This window comes from Streptomyces sp. NPDC004435 (assembly GCF_042873895.1).
In the GTDB taxonomy this organism is placed as follows: domain Bacteria; phylum Actinomycetota; class Actinomycetes; order Streptomycetales; family Streptomycetaceae; genus Streptomyces.
Genome location: NZ_JBIAMB010000038.1, coordinates 20,751 through 37,900, shown reverse-complemented (window position 1 = coordinate 37,900; position 17,150 = coordinate 20,751). Strand labels below are relative to the sequence as shown.

Genomic DNA, 17,150 nt, shown 5'->3' with positions numbered 1-17,150 from the left:
GCGCCAACTCGACCGCCACACAAGAACAGGAGGCCACCTAAGAACCTAAAAAAGCCCAGGTCAGAGCCGGTTTCCCGGTTCATTTCCCAGCAGGCCCTCCGTCGGAGGGTCCCGTTTTTGTCGCTTTATAGGCCCCAGAAGGTGGTGTCCCCATCGTAGCGGACAGCTGCGGTGTCAGCCCAGTGCGCCCAAATGCCGGTGTGTCCACCGGCTCGGCCGCGCCCGGCGTGTCGCGTACGGATGCAGGTACCCAGGAAAGCCCCGTGCTTGTCCTGCGGGCCCCCGTGCTCAAGCTCACCACCTGGTACCGGATCGCGGAGATCGCGCGGTACCGCGGAATCCTCCCCGAGACGAAGTTCCGCCTGGCGAAGTTCCTCAACTCCCAGCGCCTCGACCCCATGACCGGCCGCGTAGAGGGCCGGTACGGCACTACGCAGGTGGACGGGGGAGTCGCCCTTTCGGAGCGCTACGCGTGTGTGTACGAGGTCGGCACGGACCGGTACTGGGACGACCTCAAGGGCCTGTACCGCCTCGGCTTCGCGGAGCAGGTCCAGAAGCCGGCGCCCGGCCGCCGCGCGGTGTACGCGCTGTGCCTGCGCGCCGATGCTATCCCCTCCGACCTCCCCGAGGACCTCATGCGCGAGCTGCGTGTCTGGGACCTCCCCGAGGCAGAGGACCCGTACGAGGACGCCGCCCTCGGCCGCCTGGCGGCCCGCCCGGCCCCGGCCGTCGAGCCGTTCGTCGTACGCGGAGAGAACCAGGAGACCCAGCAGCTCATCACCGAGCTGGCCGCCGCTCCCCGCTGGGAGCACCCGGCCGACAGCCCGGCCGCCGCCGTCGCCCAGTCGATCCGGACCGAGTGGCAGCGCGCCTCTCTGGCCGCCGAGACCGAGGTCGACGCCTGGCCCGGCTGGGAGCCCGTAGAGGAGCCAACGGCCGCCCTGGTGGCCCCCGCCGTGGTGAAGCCCGCCCCGGCCCCGGACCTCCGCTGCATCGCCGTCGCCGACCGCGACCGCGCCGCCGAGATGACCGCCCGAGTTCACCGCCTCATGGCACTTGGGGTTAATGGCAAAGCGTCTCCTCTATACGCGAAGGGGTTCACACAACTAGTTGGTTCTTCATCTACCGGTAGTAGTGGGCTGATCTGGTCGGAAGGGATGGAAAAGACAAAGACGACGCCTTCGGCGGCGACTGGAAAGAAGACTGGCCAGGCGTTCGGAGACGACGTCAGCGCCGTTGCCAGAAGCGTCATGCGCCGTGTGTGGCATTCGTGGAGGGCCCAACTCGGCCGTGGGGTGGTGTTCTTGCCTTCCGGCACCCCGGAGGAGCTCAGCCGGTCAATCACGGGAGATTCGTGGTCTGACCTGCACCACACGGTGACCATCGCCCTGCGCCGGTCGACCGAGTCCGAGCTCGTCGAGCTGCTCACGAGCAACATCGTGAAGCGGAACGAGTGGGGCGAGATCACGTTCCAGGCCGAGAACATGGGCCGCCTGGCCGCGTGGCGCCTGTGGCGGCTCATCAACGACCGGAAGAACGCCCACGGCTACGGACGCCGCCGCGAGGTGAAGGTGGCCGCCCACGTCGAGGCGTGGGACGAGGCGACGCCCGAGCAGCGGGCGCGGATGCGGGCACGCGTCGAGCAGGCCCGTGAGCTGGACCGGCAGCGCGAGGCCGCCCGGGTCGAGCAGCGCCTGGCCGAGCGGGCCGACCGCCGCGAGCGGTGGGGCCTGCACCGGTTCGAGCAGCCGGAGGTTCGCGGTTCCGCGCCGGCCGAGCCACGCCGCTGGGCCCAGCAGCCGGAGCACGTCCACATCGAGGAGCAGGCCGAGCGCCAGCGGATCGAGCGCCCCGTGTTCGCCTCGGCCGAAGCCACCCACCGGGCCGCCCTGGCCAGGGCCCGCGCCGAGAAGGCCGCCCGCAAGGCCCTCGGCCGTGGGTGAGCCCGCGCGGGACGATGTCGGCATGAGCACCAGGACCACGCCGGTACGGTGGCGGAAGAACGAGAACGCCGAGGTCATCGGCACAACGGAGGGGAGCAGGCCATGACGCTGGCCGTACGGATGAGCCCGGAGGTCGAGCAGGCCCTCGGCCCGCAGATGGCCGTGCAGGCCCGCGGCATCACCGAGGGCACATGCATCGAGTGCCAGCAGCCGCTCGACGCCGAGCCGATCAACGTGGTGCTGGGCAGGGGTCCGGTGGGCGCCGGCGGGATCTGGTTCGTGCACGACCGCTGTGCGCCGTCGAGGATCATCGAGCTGAACGCCGAGGCCGAGGCCGCGCTCGTGCAGCCCGAGGACGGGCTCGACATGACGATGGTCGCGGGCATCGTCGAGGGCACGCCCGTGCTCGTCGCCCGCATGGTGATGACGCCGTTCACCGACTCCGGCACGTACGGGTCGGAGCCGCGCAACGTGTTCATGCAGGCCCTGCTGGAGAACGGCTTCCAGCTCGTCACCGCCGAGCTCGACGCCGAGCCGCTGGCCGAGTGGGTCGCGGTGTTCCAGCCCCACGGCCGCGACCTGCAGCTGGCCGTCCTGACGCCGACCGGGGAGAAGTTCTACGCGGGCACGCTCCCCAGGCCGCCCGCGGGATGGGTCAAGGCCGTGCTCGACGGGCACCAGGTCCTGCTCCTCGGCGGAGACGTCGCGGGCAGCCACGACGCCCCCGAGGTCGAGCAGGCCGCCGCCCTGGCCGTCGCCGCGAGCGAGGGCAAGCTGGCCGGCGCACGCGTCGCGGCCGGACGCCCGGGAGACTTCGGCCTGTCCTGACCGGTCAGCTGTGGAGGCAGCCGGCCACCATGGCGAACAGCACGAAGGCGCCGATCACCCGCCACGTCCACTTGCGCCCGAGCAGCTGGAACAGCAAGAACACCATTGAGGGCCCCCTGAGTTGACCTCGACACAGGGGGCCCATTCTCGCGTCCGTGATCGCCCGCCCGCTGGACTACCGCCGAACCCGCAGCCACCAGGGCCCGCGGATTGGCAACGGGCAACACCACGAAGTCCGTAGCGCTGGAGGCGGGGTTGGCCCGACCGTAGGGCCATGCCCCAGTTGCGAATCGTGAGCTTCGGCTACGGGCACAGCAAGCCCCGGCCGACCTGTGCCCTGATGTTCGACGCCCGTCACCTCACCGACCCGTACCTCGACCCCGCCCTGCGCGACCTCGACGCCCGCGACCCCCGCGTGCAGCGGGCCGTGATGCGCACGCCCGGCGCCCAGGCCCTGCTCGCCGCGATGGTCACCGCGGCGTACCAGCTGCTCGCCCAGGCCGACGACGACGCCACCGTGACCATCGCGGTCGGGTGCGGGGGCGGACGTCATCGAGCACCTGTTCTTGCCTCCCGGGCCGCCGCGCACATGGACCACCTCGACGAGCTCCGCGTCCAGGCCGTCCACCGCGACCTCGACGAGGAGCTGCTGCCCGCCGGCGCGGGCGAGGCCGCCGCGTAGGGGAGACTGGAGGAGCGCCCCGGCGGCGCGGGCGACGTCCGGCCGATGCTGCCCGCCGCCGGGGCCGTCCCCTATATAAGGGGAGTGGCCCCCGGCGCCCGACCGGACGAGGCCGACGAAGGAGCCCCGCACCGTGGACCTGCAGACCGGCGTACGGATCTACCAGTTCGTACGCGACCGCCTCGAAGACCAGCGCGACGAGCAGCACCCCCACGGCCACGAGGCGTACGTGGACGCCAGGCTCAAGGCCGCCGGCCTCAGCCATGACCACGCCCACGCCGTGGCGTCCGAGGGCACCGACGAGGCCGAGCGCGTCCTGCAGGAGCTGTACGCGATGGCCGACGAGTGGAAGCACCACCCGGACTACCCGGCCGCCCCCGCCGTTCCTCCCGCCGCCTGACGTCGTTGATCAGGACGTGAAGTCGTTGCCCACCGTCGCCGCGCCGGGTGTCGCCGAGCGGGCCGAGGCCCTGGCCGATGCCGCGTGCGAGCTGCACGACGCCGCAGGCACCCCGGACGCGTGGAGCGCGGCCGCCGTCGAGGACGCGGTCGAGGCGATGGAGACCACCGCGTTCGCCCTGGCGGCCGCGCACCCCGACGCCGCCGCGGCGATGCTCGCCGTCAGGCAGCAGCTGGCCCAGCTCCGTGAACGCCTCGGCCTCCCGCCCGGCGAGGACGCACCGGCCGGCCCCGACGTCGAGGAGCACCAGGAGCAGCCCGTCGTACCGCCGACTCCGATCCGGCCCCGCCAGCGGCGCGGCCTCGGCCCGGGGTACCAGGGCCTGCGGATTCCGCCAGGCCGTACCGCGACCGGCCGCTGAACGCCCAGACCATGACCTGCACGACGAAGGCCCGCACCGTGGCGCGGGCCTTCGTCGTGTGCGGATCAGGACTCAGCCCCGCGCGACTCCCTCCCCTCCCCGCGTCTGCCGGCCGCGCCGGACGCGGCTCCGCTCCGAGAGGCCGACCCCGGCGACCGCCCAGACGAACAGCGCGCCCGGGGAGACGACGGACCAGCCCACCCGCAGCATCCCGACCGCCAGCAGCGTGAGGCCGAGCACGACAACCCAGTCCTCCATCTCGGAGAGCGCCGCCTTGAGGATCTGCCAGAGGGACATCGACTTCGTGTTCTTCACCGTGGTGTTCACGAGCGGCATCCTCGGCCCGAAAGCGGACACCCCCCGCCGCGCGACGCAGCGGCTTGTTCGACGTCAAAAAACCATCGTTTTCTGACGGGTGCCGGTCGAGGGCCCGAATCACCCCGACGCGCCGTCAAAAACCCCGTCAAAAACCCGGACCGTCAGAAACCCTCCGATGACCCTTTTCTGAGAGGATCAGCGGGTGACGACGCTCTACGAACCCGACGATCTGCTCGCAGCCGCTCCGGCCGTCCTGACGAACATCAGGATCGGGTACGCCCGCGTCTCGACTAAGGGCCAGCTGCTCGACCGCCAGCTCGACAGTCTCACCGCCGCCGGGTGCCGCCGCATCTTCGCCGACAAGAAGTCGGGGAAGAACGCCGAGCGTCCCGAGCTCAAAGCCTGCCACGCTTTCCTCGCGGAAGGTGACACGCTCGTCGTGCCGTCCCTCGACCGCTACGGCCGGTCCCTGCAGGATCTGGTGAACATGGTCGCCGAGCTCCGCGCTCGCGGCATCGGCTTCCAGAGCCTGCACGAGTCCCTCGACACCACGACGCCCGGCGGCCGCCTGATCTTCCACGTGTTCGCCGCCCTGGCGGAGTTCATCCGCGAGCTCATCGTGGCCGGCACCAACGAGGGCCTGGCCGCCGCGCGGGCCCGGGGCAAGACCGGCGGCCGCCCGACCGTGGTCAACGCCGAGTTGATCCGCGCCGCCCGCGACATGCTCCCCAACCCGGAGAACAGCGTCGCCAGCATCGCCCGCATCCTCGGCGTCTCGGTCGGCACCCTCTACAACCACATCCCGGACCTGCAGGAGCTCCGAGCCAGCCGCCTCCCGCGCCAGATCGAGCCCGCGGCCCACTGACCTACCGGCGCAGTTCCTCGCGCGCCTGCAGGCTGTACTCCCACAGCTCCGAGCCCTCCGGGCCCGTGCACTGCCAGCCGTCCACGACGAACTGGCGGACCATCCGCTGCAGGAACTCACCGCCGCGCGACGTGCCCAGGGAGACGTGGAGCACCACGGTGGCGCCCGGCTCGTCGTAGCTGTCCCACCAGGCCGGGACCGCGCCGTCGCGCTCGGGGACTAGGTGGTGCTCGACGAACCGCACGACCAGTTGCTCGGGTCCGCGCAGGAGCACGGCAGAGTCGCGGTCTGCCACCCGCAGCGAGGCCGCCATGATGCGCTCGCCCACCGCCGGCACCGCCACGGCGCGGTAGCCCTCGGTTCGCTCGACGTGGCCGAGGTAGCCCCTGGGAGGCTCGCCGTCGATCACCTGCTCGTAGAACTCGACACGTACGCCCAGATCGATCATGCGGCGATCCTGGCACAGCGGGCAGGCCCGCATGGGCAGTTGAGCAGGTTCTCCCTCCCCGGCCGCCCTCGGTCGAGGAGGTCCTCGGCACCCCCGGGCCGAGGCGGCGAAGACCGTCTTCGCCGATAGCTTGCTCCGTCGCGGAAGCTCCCCTTCGGTACCAACTTGCTCCCGCTGGGCTTCCGGTTTCGGGCCCTCATTTGAGGTCGGATTTTTAGAACTTCCCCAGGTCAGACCTGGTGACTGTTACCTCCCCCGGCGCAGTCGAAGGGGGCCGTCGAGCGCGGCCCGCGGCCCGTCTGTGGGGCGCCTGAGCTCCGTAATCCTCCGTGGCCTGCCGCGTGCGCGACTGCGGGTGATTCGGGGTGTGAAAGACGGCTAGCGGCGGAGGGAGGGGGGTCGGTGGCGGACCGGTCACCGTCAGCCCGGCCGGAGTTGGGTGGGCCGCCGTACTCCCGCCGTCGCGCATGACGGGCGCGTGAGGAGACCGCACCGCCGGCCGTGGCCGAGGGGGAGCAGCTGCTGCCGCGATGTGGTGGCGGCGGGTGTGGTCGCTCCGCGTCGGTCCCGGTCTCGTCGTGGCCGAGGAGCGTGTCGTCGGTGGTGGGCCGGCCGCCGCGGGGACCCACCGCCCAAGGCCGTCGCGGCGACCACGGCGGAGCCGGTGGCGATCTTTCCGCCCCTCCAATCCATTCCATTTCATTCCATCACCGCAATGCATTGCATTGACGTAATGCATTGCAATGCATTAGACTGAGGGGGTAGCGAAAACCCCCTCCGACCAGCGCAAAGAGCCCGCGAACGAGTCGCTTCCCGCCCGTTGCCAGGGCGCCATCCGGACCGTTCCTCACAGCAGGCTGACCGTCCCGACAACCGAGCAGGAGCCCGAGATGAGCGAGCAGCAGGCCGAGCAGGCCACCGAGAAGCCGGCCGACGAGTGCGCGTTCCCCGACTGCCACCGCACCCGCGTGCCGAAGGACCCCACCGTGCGCGGCACCCGGCCGAGGTACTGCGACGACCCCGGGCACAACGCCGCCTCGGCGTGGAAGGCCAAGCACCGCAGCCCGTCCGCCGGCCCCAGCGCCCAGGTCGTCGAGGAGGACCTCGACCGCCCGGTGTCCGGTGCAGCCAAGACCCGCCTGCACGTGGGCGAGTCGGTGCTCGACGCGGTGAAGAAGTTGGGGGCGGAGCTCCCCCGCTACCTGCAGCTCATGGAGCAGATGAACGACCCGGAGGCCGTCGAGGCCGAGGTCGCCAGCGCCGCAGCCAGGGCTGACCACGAGATCGCCGAGGCGCAGAAGGAGCTCGTCGACGAGCGCGACCGCCGCAAGGCCGCCGAGCGCCGCGCGAAGAACGCCGAGGAGGCCAAGGCCGAGGCGGACGAGGCGACGGAGGAGGCATTCCGGCAGCTCGAAGAGGCGAAGGAGAAGTTCCGGGCGGAGGTCGAGCGCATCCGGGAGGAGGCCGCGGCCGCCATCACCGCCGCCGAGGAGGACCGGGACGAGCAGGTCGCCCAGGCGCAGGCCGACGCCGAGCAGAAGGTCGTCGAGGTCGAGGAGCGCACCGCCCGGGAAGTCGCGGACGCTGAGGACAAGGCAGGGAAGGCCCGGGTCGAGGCCGACCGCAGGGTGAAGGAGATGGAGGACGTCGTCGAGCAGGAGAAGGCCGCCGCCAGCGCGGTGAAGGCCAAGGCCCTGGCGGACGTCGAGAACGCCAACGCCCGCGTGGTCGAGGCGAACGGCAAGGTCGAGGAAGCCCAGCAGGCCGCCCGCCAGGCCGCCACCGACGCGGACACCAAGGTCGCGGCCGCCAACTCCGTCGTCGAGGCCCTGCGCGAGGAGGTCGAGCGGCTGACCACCGCCGCCACGACCCGGGAGGCCCGCGTCACCACGCTGGAGGGAGAAGCGCGGGAGCTGTACGGCCAGCTCCGCGAGCTCGACGGCAAGGTGCGGGACGCCCAGGAGGGCGAGCGCGAGGCCCGCCGCCAGCTGGAGGAGCTGCAGGGCCGGAAGCAGTAGAACCGGCCACCGGTCGAGTAACCGGCCAACCTTGTCAACCCGGTTGACGCCGCATCAGGGCAGGCGTCAACCTGGTTGACATGACGACACACAAGGCGCCCACCGTGACCGTTCACGAGACCACCGAGGCCGAGGTCCCCCCGCTCCCCGACAAGGAGGCGATCCGCGCGTGGCTCGCCCGTGAGGGCCGCGGCGAGACTCCGCTCGGCGCCAACGCCGGGCACTACCAGCACATCGTGCTGAACACCCGCACCGGGGAACTGTCCTTCCACTGCTCGGACTACCGCCGCAGCGACAAGGAGGAGGGCTACTACCCCGGCGCCCTGTTCGCCCCCAGCCACTGGCAGGGGGTCCCCGAGGTCATGTACTGGGTCATCGACTCCGGAGTGGACGAGCGCCCGTTCCACGACGTGGCCGAGGGCAACGCGTTCGCGCACGAGGTCGCCCCGCTCGCGCAGACCCTGCTCGACCACCTGGTCCCCGTCCCCGGCACCGAGGACCTCGACTGGTCCGCCGTCGCCGCGTCCGCCGGCCTCGACATCGGCCGCGCGTGCCACCGCGACCGCAACGCCCCCGAGGGCCGCCGCCCCTGGCTCATCGAGGTCAGCGACGCCGCCCGCGTCTTCCCCCGGATCATCCAGGACCACGTCGCCACCGCCAGCAACGCGACCCTCGACAACGAGGCCGAGCACCTGGTCCGCATGGGACTCCGGCGCCAAGGAGACTTCTGGCCCGACCTGGCCGCGCACTACGGCATCGAGGACCAGGACGCCCACCGCTTCCACGCGGGCCTGATCGGCACTCGCGCGTACCTGTACCAGCACCGCCTCGACCAGGCCGCCGGACGCCCGCTCGTGCCCGTCGAGCAGTGGCTCGACAAGCACCCCACCGCCGTCACCACCGAGACCACCGACACCGAGCTCGAAGCCTTCCCCGAGACCGCCCGCGCGGCCGCGGCCGCCGAGGGCATCGTGCTGCTCGGCGTGGGCCGCTACACCGGACACGAGCGTCGGACCGCGCTCCGTCAACAGGTCCTCGACGAGCTGGCCGCCCTCGGCCAGGCCCGCGCCGAGGCCGAGAAGACCGTGAAGGCCGCCCGCGCCGGCATCTACTCCCGCCTGTACCGCGCGTTCGCGTGGGAGGGCAGCCCCGAGACGAGCGACGCCGAACTGGGCAGGCTCGCCCAGATGTCCCGCCAGGCCGTGAACAAGCTGCGCGAGCCGCTCGACGACGCGCACGCCACCGAGGAGGAGACCGCCCGTGCCTAACCCCATCACCGGCGAGGGATTCGACGCACCGTCGCCCGAAGTGGCGTACAAGGTCGCCCCCGACATGCTCAGCGAGGCCGCCAGCCTCACCGAGCTCTCCCAGCGCCTGCAGGTCGAGGCCGCCACCGCGTCCATGGCGGGCGAGCCGTACGAGCCCGACGAGTACCAGGAGCGGCTCTACCTGCTCCGCCGCGCGGCCCTGGCCGACCGGCTGTCGATCGCGTACCCGGACGCCGAGGACTTCCTGAACGACGCCGTCCAGCTGGCCCACAAGCTGGCCGAGTTCGACCGCGAGCACGACACCCACGAGGGCAAGTACGGACCCGGCGCGATCGAGTGGGACCCGTCCCACCGCCCGTACGTCCGCCAGGAGTACGACAAGTGGGGATGGTGACCATGACGACCATCGACCCCACCGAGGAGCAGTCCGCCGTCCTGTTCACGGCCGCCCTGCAGGAGCTGGCCGAGACCTACCCCACCGACCCGGAGGGCACCGCTACCGTGGCCGTCACGGTCACCGACCCGGCGACCGGCGAGCAGCACCAGGCGCTCGTGCAGCCCGGACAACTGGGGTGGCTGACCACCCTGGTCATGGGCGAGATGGCCACATGCCGCAACGGCCACGCGGACGGGAACGGCCAGTGCGGGCACTGCGCCGGCACCGGCCGGGCCCACCACGGGTAGCCGACGAGCACCAGGACGAGGAGGAGCCGGAGATGACGACGGAACAGGCACCCGTCCCGTGGGCCGCCCTGGCGGGCGACGCCGCGACCGTCGAGCGCTACCGGGCCAAGGTCTACGACCGCGGCCCGGACCGGTGCGCGTACTTCCTCGGCGCGATCAGCAGCTCCGGGCACGGCAAGCTGCGGGCCGGGTCGAGGAAGGCCGGCACCTCCCGCGTGGTCACCGCCCACGTCCTCGGCTACGTCATCGCCCACGGCGCCGCCGCCCTCCCCCAGGGCCACGTCGTCCGCCACACCTGCGACGAGTCGAGCTGTCAGCTCACCGCCCATTGGGTGGCGGGCGAGCGGCTCGACAACATCCGCGACTACTACGCGAGGTCCCACCGGGCCGGGCACGCGCTCAGCGACGTGCGCGGCCCGGACGGACGGGCCGTCGCCATCCGCGACGCGATCCTCACCGCCCAGGCGACCGGCGCCGACGTCGAGGCCGCCATCGCCGCCGCGATTGCAGCGGGTAACCCCAGCGGCGCCGTCCAGGACGCCCTCTTCTGACCCCAGCCCGGTAACAGTTGGCACCACCCGCAGGATGATCAAAACCCGTGCACACGGGGAAAGGAGACCCGCATGGCCGATCCGAAGACCGACCCGGGCCGCGAGGGCACCCGCCTGATCGCCGCGCTGGAGAAGTGCTGGACGCAGATCCAGAAGCACCACCCGGACCTCCCGCCGGTCCTGTTCATCACCGGAACCGGAATCCCCCGCCGCCAGGTCGAGAAGCCGAGCGTCTCGACCGGCGCACCCCGCCGCCGGCAGTTCGTCACCCGCGGGCACCACTGGGCCGACCGGTGGGCCGTGGCGGAGGAGGAGCAGCGCCTGGCGGAGCTGTTCGTCGCGGGCGAGACCATCCGCGACGGAGGGGAGGAGGTCCTCAAGACTCTGCTGCACGAGGCCGCCCACGCGCTGGCCCATGTTCGAAAGATCCAGGACGTGTCCAAGGGTGACCCCCGGTGGCACCGCAAGGAGTTCGCGCAGCTGGCCCGGGAGACCGGACTGGAGCCACCGCGGAAGTCGGAGAAGTCGTTGGGTTTCTCCAATGCCGCGCTCACCGACGCGAGCCGCAAGAGGTACGCGTCCGTCATCCGGCAGATCGACGGGGCCGCCCTCCCCGGCCTCGGCGGAGCCGACCAGGCCGACCCCGAGGAGGAGAAGCCCACCGAGCCGGAGACCCCCGGGGGGACGGCCGGGAAGCGGGTCAAGGTGACGTGCGGGTGCCGCCCCGACCCCCGGGCGTTCCCCGTTACCCCGAAGGTCCTGGCGGAGGGTCCGATCATCTGCGGAGTGTGCGGGGAGCCGTTCACCCTCCCCGGCGAGGAGGACCAGGACGCCGCCGCCGGCACCGAGCCGGACGCCGAAGCGGAGGACGCCCCCGCCGCCGTCGAGCCCGCCGTCACCCTCCCCCAACCCCGCCCGTCCGAGGTCGACGAGCCCGGGGATTCCCCCGTGGACACGGGGAGCTGACCCCGCCCGCCGGGGCCCGCCGCCGCGCGGACCCGGGCGCGTGTGGACCGGACGTTTTCCCCGTGGACACGGGGCGCGGCCCGGCGCCGGCGCGCGAAGCGCGCGGCAGAATCCCCGCCGCCGAAATCACTCGTGGTAACAGTCGAGGCCCGCCCCCACGTCCGGGGTCGGGCCTCATGTCGTCTCTGGCCGAGCGTACAGGGCCCGTGCAGGCCCGTCGAGCACCTCTCCTTGCGAGAGGCGCTACGCCACCCTCTCGCGCTCTCCCGGCCCCGTCTCCACAGTCCCGACCGAATCCTTCCGAACCTCACCCCCACAGCAACAGCACGCCGCACCTCATCAGCACCTATCCCCCTCTCAACCTCACCGATCAACCCCTCTCCCACCGCCTCGAATCTCCCTGCTACAACGTCTACTACATAACACACCTAGGCATTCTTAATTTGTCGGTGTCGCTGCCGCTCTTGATCGCGTATCCTCGTGCTCGTGCTACGCATCACGAGGATCTCGGGCGGAGAGGCAGGGCTCAACTACCTGCTCTCCGGTTCGGGGTGCCAGGGCGAGCACCAGGCCGACGTCGAGCAGGGTCTCGACGGCCCGGAGGGCTACTACGCCAAGGGCACGGAACACGGCACTCCGCTTGCCGTGTGGATCGGCGAAGGCGTCACCGAGTGGGGCGTCGAGGAAGGCGCGACCGCTACCGAACGTGACATCCGCGCGATCTTCGGGAAGCACGCGCACCCCGAGGAGTACCGCCAGGCGATCGGTGCCGCGAAGGCGTACATCGACGAGAACGGCATCACGGGCACGGCCGCGCAGAAGCTCATGAGCGATGCCGAGGCGAGCGCCCGGCGCGGTCGGAAGCCTTACGAGTTCCGCACGGTCGAGCGGCGGATCGACGACCGCCTGGCGAAGGAGCCGCAGGCCGACCCGGAGCGCATCGCGGAGATCCGGAGGGAGGAGCGGGACAAGGGACAGAACGCTCCGGCCATGTACTTCGATCACACCTACTCGGCGCAGAAGTCGGTCTCCACCTACCTCACCGCGCTGGAGGCCGCCGGCCGTCACGAGGACGCCGCCACGGTCCGCGCCGCGATGAACGAGGGCATCGCGGCCGCCATGAAGACCTTCCAGGAGGAGGCCGGCCTCGGCCGCATCGGCTACCACGGCAAGGCGAAGGGCGACCGTCCGTCGACCGGCCGGTACGTCGACTCCACCGGCTTCACCGCCGCCATCTTCACCCACGAAGTCTCGCGCGCGGGCGACCCTCAGCTGCACGCCCATGTGGCAGTTCTCAACAAAATCAAGGTGCTCGACGAGGACGGGAACGAGCACTTCGTGACCCTCGACTCGCGGTCCGTGAAGAACGCCCGCGAGGCCGCGGCCGCCGTGTTCGAGCGGACGATGGAGCAGGCCATCGAGCGGGATCTCCCCGTGGTGTTCGAAATGCGCCCGGACGGGATGGCCCGCGAGATCAAGGGGTTCGAGCCCGAGCTGCTCAACGCCCTGTCGGAGCGGTCGTACGAGATCGATGCCCGGTACGAGGAGCTGCACGAGCAGTACGTCCAGGACCACGGCCGCGAGCCGTCCGCGTACACCAAGACGCGGCTCAAGGAGATGGCCACGCTCGACACGCGCGACCCGAAGCGGAACGAGCATCAGTCCGCCGAGGCCCGCATCGAGCGCGCTACCCGGATCGCCGAGGGCAAGGTCGACGGGGGTCTGCTCGGTGCGCTGGAGCGAGCCGAGCGGGTCGGGTTCGACACGCGGATGGCCGAGGTCGACGCGCCCACGTTCGACCGCGAGCAGGTCATCCGGGAGTCGTTGGAGGCCCTGCAGACCAAGCGCGCGACGTGGGACCGCAGCGAGCTCATCCAGCAGATCAACACCACGCTCGGTGACAGCCTCCCGCGCGACGTGCCGCTCGCACCGCTCGCCAACGAGCTGGCGACCGAGGCTCTCAAGTCGGGCCAGTACGGCGTCGTGCAGACCGCCGGCCTGAGCATCATCGACGACGCTCCGTCCCGCATCCGGGAGAGCGACGGACGCTCGGTGTTCTCCCCGCGCGCCATGTCCAGCGAGAAGTTCTCGCTGGAGGAGCACCTCAGCGACGAGGCCCGGGTCGCGGCCCGCGCCCACCAGACCGGCGCCCCGTGCCTGGCCCCGCCCGTCCTCGACCAGGTGGTCAAGGAGTCCGGCGTCACCGCCGACCAGGCCGACGTCGTCCGCGGTGTCCTCGGCGACAGCCGCAAGGTCAGCGTGGTGGAGGGCCCCGCCGGCGCGGGCAAGTCCTACGCGACCGGCGTGGTCGCCAGCGCCTGGCAGGAGCACACCGGAGGCCGCGTGATCGGCCTCGGCCCCTCCGCCGTCGCCGCCGAGGTCCTCGGCGAGGAAGGCATCGAGATCAGGGAGAACACCGCACGCTTCCTGATGTACTCCAAGGGCATGGGCGCCCAGGCCGAGCGGGAGAAGTTCCGTCTGCAGTCGGGCGACCTGGTCGTCCTCGACGAGGCCGGCATGGCCTCGACCAAGCACATCACCGAGATCTCCGAGCTGTGCGAGCAGGCCGGAGCCAAGCTCGTGCTGATCGGCGACCAGCAGCAGCTGCAGTCCCCCGAGGCCGGTGGCCTGCTGCGTTCCATGGTCGAGGAAGGCCCGCACTACAGCCTCAGCAACGTGCGCCGGTTCCGTGAGCCGGACGGCACGGTGCGCGAGTGGGAGGCGAAGGCGTCCCTGGCCCTGCGCCGCGGCGACGTCCGCGCGCTGGAGGCGTACGAGCTGCAGGGCCTCATCGAGGGCGGCACGCTGGAGGAGATGAAGGCCGAGGTCATCCGGGCCTACGTCGCGGACACCCTCCGCGACCGCGAGTCCGTGGTCATGACCGCCACCAACGCCCGCGCCACCGAGCTGAGCAGGGAAATCCGTACGCAGCTCGTCCGGTACGGGCTGGTCGAGGAGAACGGCCTCCCGCTCGGCGACGACAACCGCGCGGGTGTCGGCGACCTGATCCAGACCCGCGAGAACGACGCCAAGCTCAAGGACTCCGAGGGTCGGCTCGTGCTGAACCGGCGGGTCTACCGGGTGACCGGCATCAGCGAGGACGGGCAGCTCACCGCCCGCCGGGTCGCCGGCCGCGAAGCCGACGGCACCGAGCGGCTCGCGGGCACCGTCACGCTCCCCAGCTCGTACGTGGAGAAGAACGTCGCCCTGGCGTACGCGGGCACGGTCAACGCCGTGCAGGGCCGCACGGTCGGCTACGGCGGATACCTCCTGGTCGAGGAGGGGATGAGCCGTCAGCAGGTGTACCCGGGCCTCACCCGCGCCCAGCGGTACAACCGTGCGTTCGCCGCGTGCCGCATCCCGGGCGACGAGCACCGTCTCCAGGGCCTCGACCAGGACGCCATGTCGATGCTGCAGGCCGCCGTCGAGCGCGACGGGGGCGAGCTGGCCGCGCTGCAGGAGCTGCGGGAGAGCCAGGACTGGGCGGAGTCGATCCCGGCGCTGGAGCCGCGCTGGCGGGACTACGTCGAGGAGCACGTCCGCAACCAGTACGAGCCGATGCTGCGGCAGCTGCTGAACGAGGACCAGTACAAGGAGATGCGCCAGCAGGACCCGAGCACCATCTACCGGGCCCTGCGCGAGGCGGAGCTGGCCGGCCACGACGGGCGGCGCGTGCTCCACAACGCCATCACCTGCGCGTCGATGACGTCTCCGAAGCCGGACACCGTGGCCGGTCTGATCAACTGGCGGATCGAGCGGGAGCTGGAGAACCGCCAGCCGGAGAACGCCCCGGCCGGGCACAGCTGGAGTGACCGCACCCCGGACATGCCCGGATTCGAGGGCATGGTCGCCCGCGAGCTGGCCGAGGCCATGGACGCCCGGCGCGACGTGCTGGGCGAGCGCCTGGCGGAGGAGCCCCCGGAGTGGGCCGTCCGCCACCTCGGCCCCGTGCCCGAGGACGTTCTCGAACGCGCCGAGTGGGCCCGCCGCGCGGGCACCATCGAGGGATACCGCGAGCTCTACAACATCGACGCCCCGAACACCGCGATCGGCCGCCTGCCCGCGAAGGGCGCCGTCGAGCAGCGCGCCGCGTGGGAGGCCGCGCACTCCGCCCTCGGCCGCACCGAGGACCAGGAGACCCTTGCGCGGACCAGCGACGCCGCCCTGCGCGAGATGGTCAACCGGTACGAGCGCGAGAAGTCGTGGGCGCCCGCCCACATGGGCGAGGAGCTGTCCGAGGCCCGCCAGATGGTCCTGCGCTACGAGGAGAAGGCGATCCTGGCCCAGGCCGACGCCGACGTGTGCGAGGACGCCGCCGAGCGCGCGGAGCTGGAGGCCCAGGCCCGCGGCTACGAGGACCTGGTGGCCAACCTCTCCAGCCGGGTCGAGGTCATGGAGCAGATCGACGCGGCCCGCTCCGCCTGGTACGAGGAGACCGCGCCGGCGCGCGAGGCCGCCGAGGCCGCCCGCGACGAGCTGGCCCGCCGTGGCGCCGACGACCAGGCCCAGCAGGACGCGCAGGTCGAGGACGCCGAGCAGCAGCGGGACCAGGAGGTCGACGAGGAGCTCGTCGCCGAGCCCGAGTACGACCTCGACCAGGCCCCGGAGCTGGACTGGGAGGTCGAGGGCGAGACCCTCGACCAGGCCCCGGACGTGCGCGAGGAGGCCGAGCTGGCCCCCGCCCTCACTCACGAGGAGCAGGAAGAGGTCGACCAGGCGCTCGCCGCGTACGAGGAGAAGTACCGCGCCGCCGTCGAGGTCGAGGTCGAGGCCCGGCCCGAGGTCCAGGTCCAGGTCGAGGACGACGTCGACCTCGACCAGGCGCCGGACGTCGACTGGGGCGACGTGCCCGGGTTCGAGGAGTCGGCGCCGGAGCTGGACGACGTCGCGCAGCAGCTGGCCGAAGAGGACGAGCAGCAGCGCGTCCAGGACGAGCTTGCCGCCGAGGCCGCCGCGTACCACGAGGACCGGCGGATCGAGGCCGAGCAGGCCGCAGCCGCCGAGCAGGCGCCGGCTGTCGACTGGGAGGTCGAGGGCGAGACCTGGCGGGTCGAGGAGAACGTCGACCAGGACGTCGAGGAGGAGCTGCAGCAAGAGGAGACCGAGCAGGTCACCGCCGAGAACACGTACGTTGCTCAGCCGAACCCCGAGGTCGAGGCCGCGGTCGCCGCGTACGAGCAGCAGCTGCGCGAGCAGACCGTCGAGTCCCGCGAGGCCGAGCCGGAGTACGACCTCGACCAGGCCCCGGAGCTCGACTGGGCTGTGGAGGGCGAGACGTTCGAGGAGCGCCCCGAGCAGGCCGAGGCCGTCGAGGCGGACGCCGAGCAGGACGTCGAGGAGGAGCTGCAGCCGGAGCAGGCGCCGGAGCTGGAAGCGTCGGCGGTCACCGGTCCCACGGCCGAGGACCAGATGCGCGAGGCGTACGAGCGTCAGTACGTCGAGGACTCCCTCAAGGCGGAGCAGGCCCGCGCGGCCGCCGCCCCGGAGGCCGAGGCCGAGCAGGCGCCGCAGACCGAGCAGCTCCCCGCCCACCTGGCCGACCTGCAGGAGGAGCTCGACAAGGCGCACAGCGCGCTCACCGAGATTGCCAACCGCATGGCCGAGAGCAACCGGGCCGCCGCCGAAGCCGACGAGGCGGTCCGCGCCGAGCAGGCCGAGGTCAGCCGCAGCCGTGAGGCCGAGGCCCAGGTCGTCCCGCAGATCCAGCAGGACCAGGGCCCGACCATCAGCTACTGACACGGCCCGTCGTAGCCCGTGC

The 17,150-nt window shown here is 71.7% G+C and carries 15 protein-coding genes; 13 read left to right on the top strand and 2 right to left on the bottom strand.

Annotated elements, in window-relative coordinates; all coding sequences use genetic code 11:
- Window positions 1-263 precede the first annotated feature (263 nt).
- The 5 genes from ACFYT9_RS39040 to ACFYT9_RS39020 all read left to right on the top strand — a co-directional run bounded on the left by ACFYT9_RS39040 (window position 264) and on the right by ACFYT9_RS39020 (window position 4,274).
- On the top strand, window positions 264-1,943 hold the full coding sequence (locus tag ACFYT9_RS39040) for a hypothetical protein (protein WP_389171851.1): 1,680 nt from the start codon (window positions 264-266) through the stop codon (window positions 1,941-1,943).
- 102 nt (window positions 1,944-2,045) lie between these two features.
- Complete coding sequence (locus ACFYT9_RS39035; RefSeq protein ID WP_389171848.1) at window positions 2,046-2,771, top strand: hypothetical protein; 726 nt, start codon at window positions 2,046-2,048, stop codon at window positions 2,769-2,771.
- Between the two features lie 274 nt (window positions 2,772-3,045).
- Window positions 3,046-3,453: an ATPase gene (locus ACFYT9_RS39030; RefSeq protein WP_389171845.1), complete on the top strand. Its 408-nt coding sequence runs from the start codon at window positions 3,046-3,048 to the stop codon at window positions 3,451-3,453.
- A 133-nt stretch (window positions 3,454-3,586) separates the two neighbouring features.
- Complete coding sequence (locus tag ACFYT9_RS39025) at window positions 3,587-3,853, top strand: hypothetical protein (RefSeq protein WP_389171843.1); 267 nt, start codon at window positions 3,587-3,589, stop codon at window positions 3,851-3,853.
- Between the two features lie 16 nt (window positions 3,854-3,869).
- Complete coding sequence (locus tag ACFYT9_RS39020) at window positions 3,870-4,274, top strand: hypothetical protein (protein ID WP_389171840.1); 405 nt, start codon at window positions 3,870-3,872, stop codon at window positions 4,272-4,274.
- A 72-nt stretch (window positions 4,275-4,346) separates the two neighbouring features.
- Here ACFYT9_RS39020 and ACFYT9_RS39015 read toward each other — a convergent pair whose 3' ends face one another.
- Window positions 4,347-4,601, bottom strand: coding sequence for a hypothetical protein (locus ACFYT9_RS39015; RefSeq protein ID WP_389171837.1), 255 nt, complete (start codon window positions 4,599-4,601; stop codon window positions 4,347-4,349).
- Window positions 4,602-4,794: 193 nt separating this feature from the next.
- On the opposite strand from ACFYT9_RS39015, the gene ACFYT9_RS39010 reads away from it, so the two are divergent.
- Entirely contained in the window at window positions 4,795-5,457 is a 663-nt protein-coding gene (locus ACFYT9_RS39010; RefSeq protein ID WP_389171834.1) for a recombinase family protein, read from the top strand.
- 1 nt (window position 5,458) lies between these two features.
- Here the strand turns inward: ACFYT9_RS39010 and ACFYT9_RS39005 are convergent, their stop codons facing one another.
- A complete protein-coding gene (locus ACFYT9_RS39005; protein ID WP_389171831.1) occupies window positions 5,459-5,905 on the bottom strand; it encodes a hypothetical protein in 447 nt (148 codons plus the stop codon).
- 890 nt (window positions 5,906-6,795) lie between these two features.
- On the opposite strand from ACFYT9_RS39005, the gene ACFYT9_RS39000 reads away from it, so the two are divergent.
- The 7 genes from ACFYT9_RS39000 (at window position 6,796) to mobF (ending at window position 17,128) form a co-directional block, all read left to right on the top strand.
- Window positions 6,796-7,923, top strand: a complete 1,128-nt coding sequence (locus tag ACFYT9_RS39000) for a hypothetical protein (protein ID WP_389171828.1) — start codon at window positions 6,796-6,798, stop codon at window positions 7,921-7,923.
- A gap of 80 nt (window positions 7,924-8,003) precedes the next feature.
- On the top strand, window positions 8,004-9,191 hold the full coding sequence (locus ACFYT9_RS38995; RefSeq protein WP_389171825.1) for a hypothetical protein: 1,188 nt from the start codon (window positions 8,004-8,006) through the stop codon (window positions 9,189-9,191).
- Complete coding sequence (locus ACFYT9_RS38990; protein WP_389171822.1) at window positions 9,184-9,585, top strand: hypothetical protein; 402 nt, start codon at window positions 9,184-9,186, stop codon at window positions 9,583-9,585. Before ACFYT9_RS38995 ends, ACFYT9_RS38990 begins: the two co-directional genes overlap by 8 nt.
- A gap of 2 nt (window positions 9,586-9,587) precedes the next feature.
- Window positions 9,588-9,875, top strand: a complete 288-nt coding sequence (locus tag ACFYT9_RS38985) for a hypothetical protein (RefSeq protein WP_389171819.1) — start codon at window positions 9,588-9,590, stop codon at window positions 9,873-9,875.
- A 32-nt stretch (window positions 9,876-9,907) separates the two neighbouring features.
- The gene (locus ACFYT9_RS38980) at window positions 9,908-10,426 is read left to right on the top strand and encodes a hypothetical protein (protein ID WP_389171816.1); all 519 of its coding nucleotides are present in this window, start codon (window positions 9,908-9,910) and stop codon (window positions 10,424-10,426) included.
- Between the two features lie 72 nt (window positions 10,427-10,498).
- On the top strand, window positions 10,499-11,392 hold the full coding sequence (locus tag ACFYT9_RS38975) for a hypothetical protein (RefSeq protein WP_389171813.1): 894 nt from the start codon (window positions 10,499-10,501) through the stop codon (window positions 11,390-11,392).
- Between the two features lie 486 nt (window positions 11,393-11,878).
- Window positions 11,879-17,128 (top strand): MobF family relaxase, encoded by a 5,250-nt coding sequence (gene mobF / locus ACFYT9_RS38970; protein WP_389171810.1) that lies wholly within the window; start codon window positions 11,879-11,881, stop codon window positions 17,126-17,128.
- Window positions 17,129-17,150 lie beyond the last annotated feature (22 nt).

Bases quoted from the DNA above. Each gene is read 5' to 3' on its own strand.
- ACFYT9_RS39035 (WP_389171848.1), top strand. From the start codon at position 2,046: ATGACGCTGGCCGTACGGATGAGCCCGGAGGTCGAGCAGGCCCTCGGC.
- ACFYT9_RS39030 (WP_389171845.1), top strand. From the start codon at position 3,046: ATGCCCCAGTTGCGAATCGTGAGCTTCGGCTACGGGCACAGCAAGCCC.
- ACFYT9_RS39005 (WP_389171831.1), bottom strand. From the start codon at position 5,905: ATGATCGATCTGGGCGTACGTGTCGAGTTCTACGAGCAGGTGATCGAC.
- ACFYT9_RS39000 (WP_389171828.1), top strand. From the start codon at position 6,796: ATGAGCGAGCAGCAGGCCGAGCAGGCCACCGAGAAGCCGGCCGACGAG.
- ACFYT9_RS38995 (WP_389171825.1), top strand. From the start codon at position 8,004: ATGACGACACACAAGGCGCCCACCGTGACCGTTCACGAGACCACCGAG.
- ACFYT9_RS38985 (WP_389171819.1), top strand. From the start codon at position 9,588: ATGACGACCATCGACCCCACCGAGGAGCAGTCCGCCGTCCTGTTCACG.
- ACFYT9_RS38980 (WP_389171816.1), top strand. From the start codon at position 9,908: ATGACGACGGAACAGGCACCCGTCCCGTGGGCCGCCCTGGCGGGCGAC.
- ACFYT9_RS38975 (WP_389171813.1), top strand. From the start codon at position 10,499: ATGGCCGATCCGAAGACCGACCCGGGCCGCGAGGGCACCCGCCTGATC.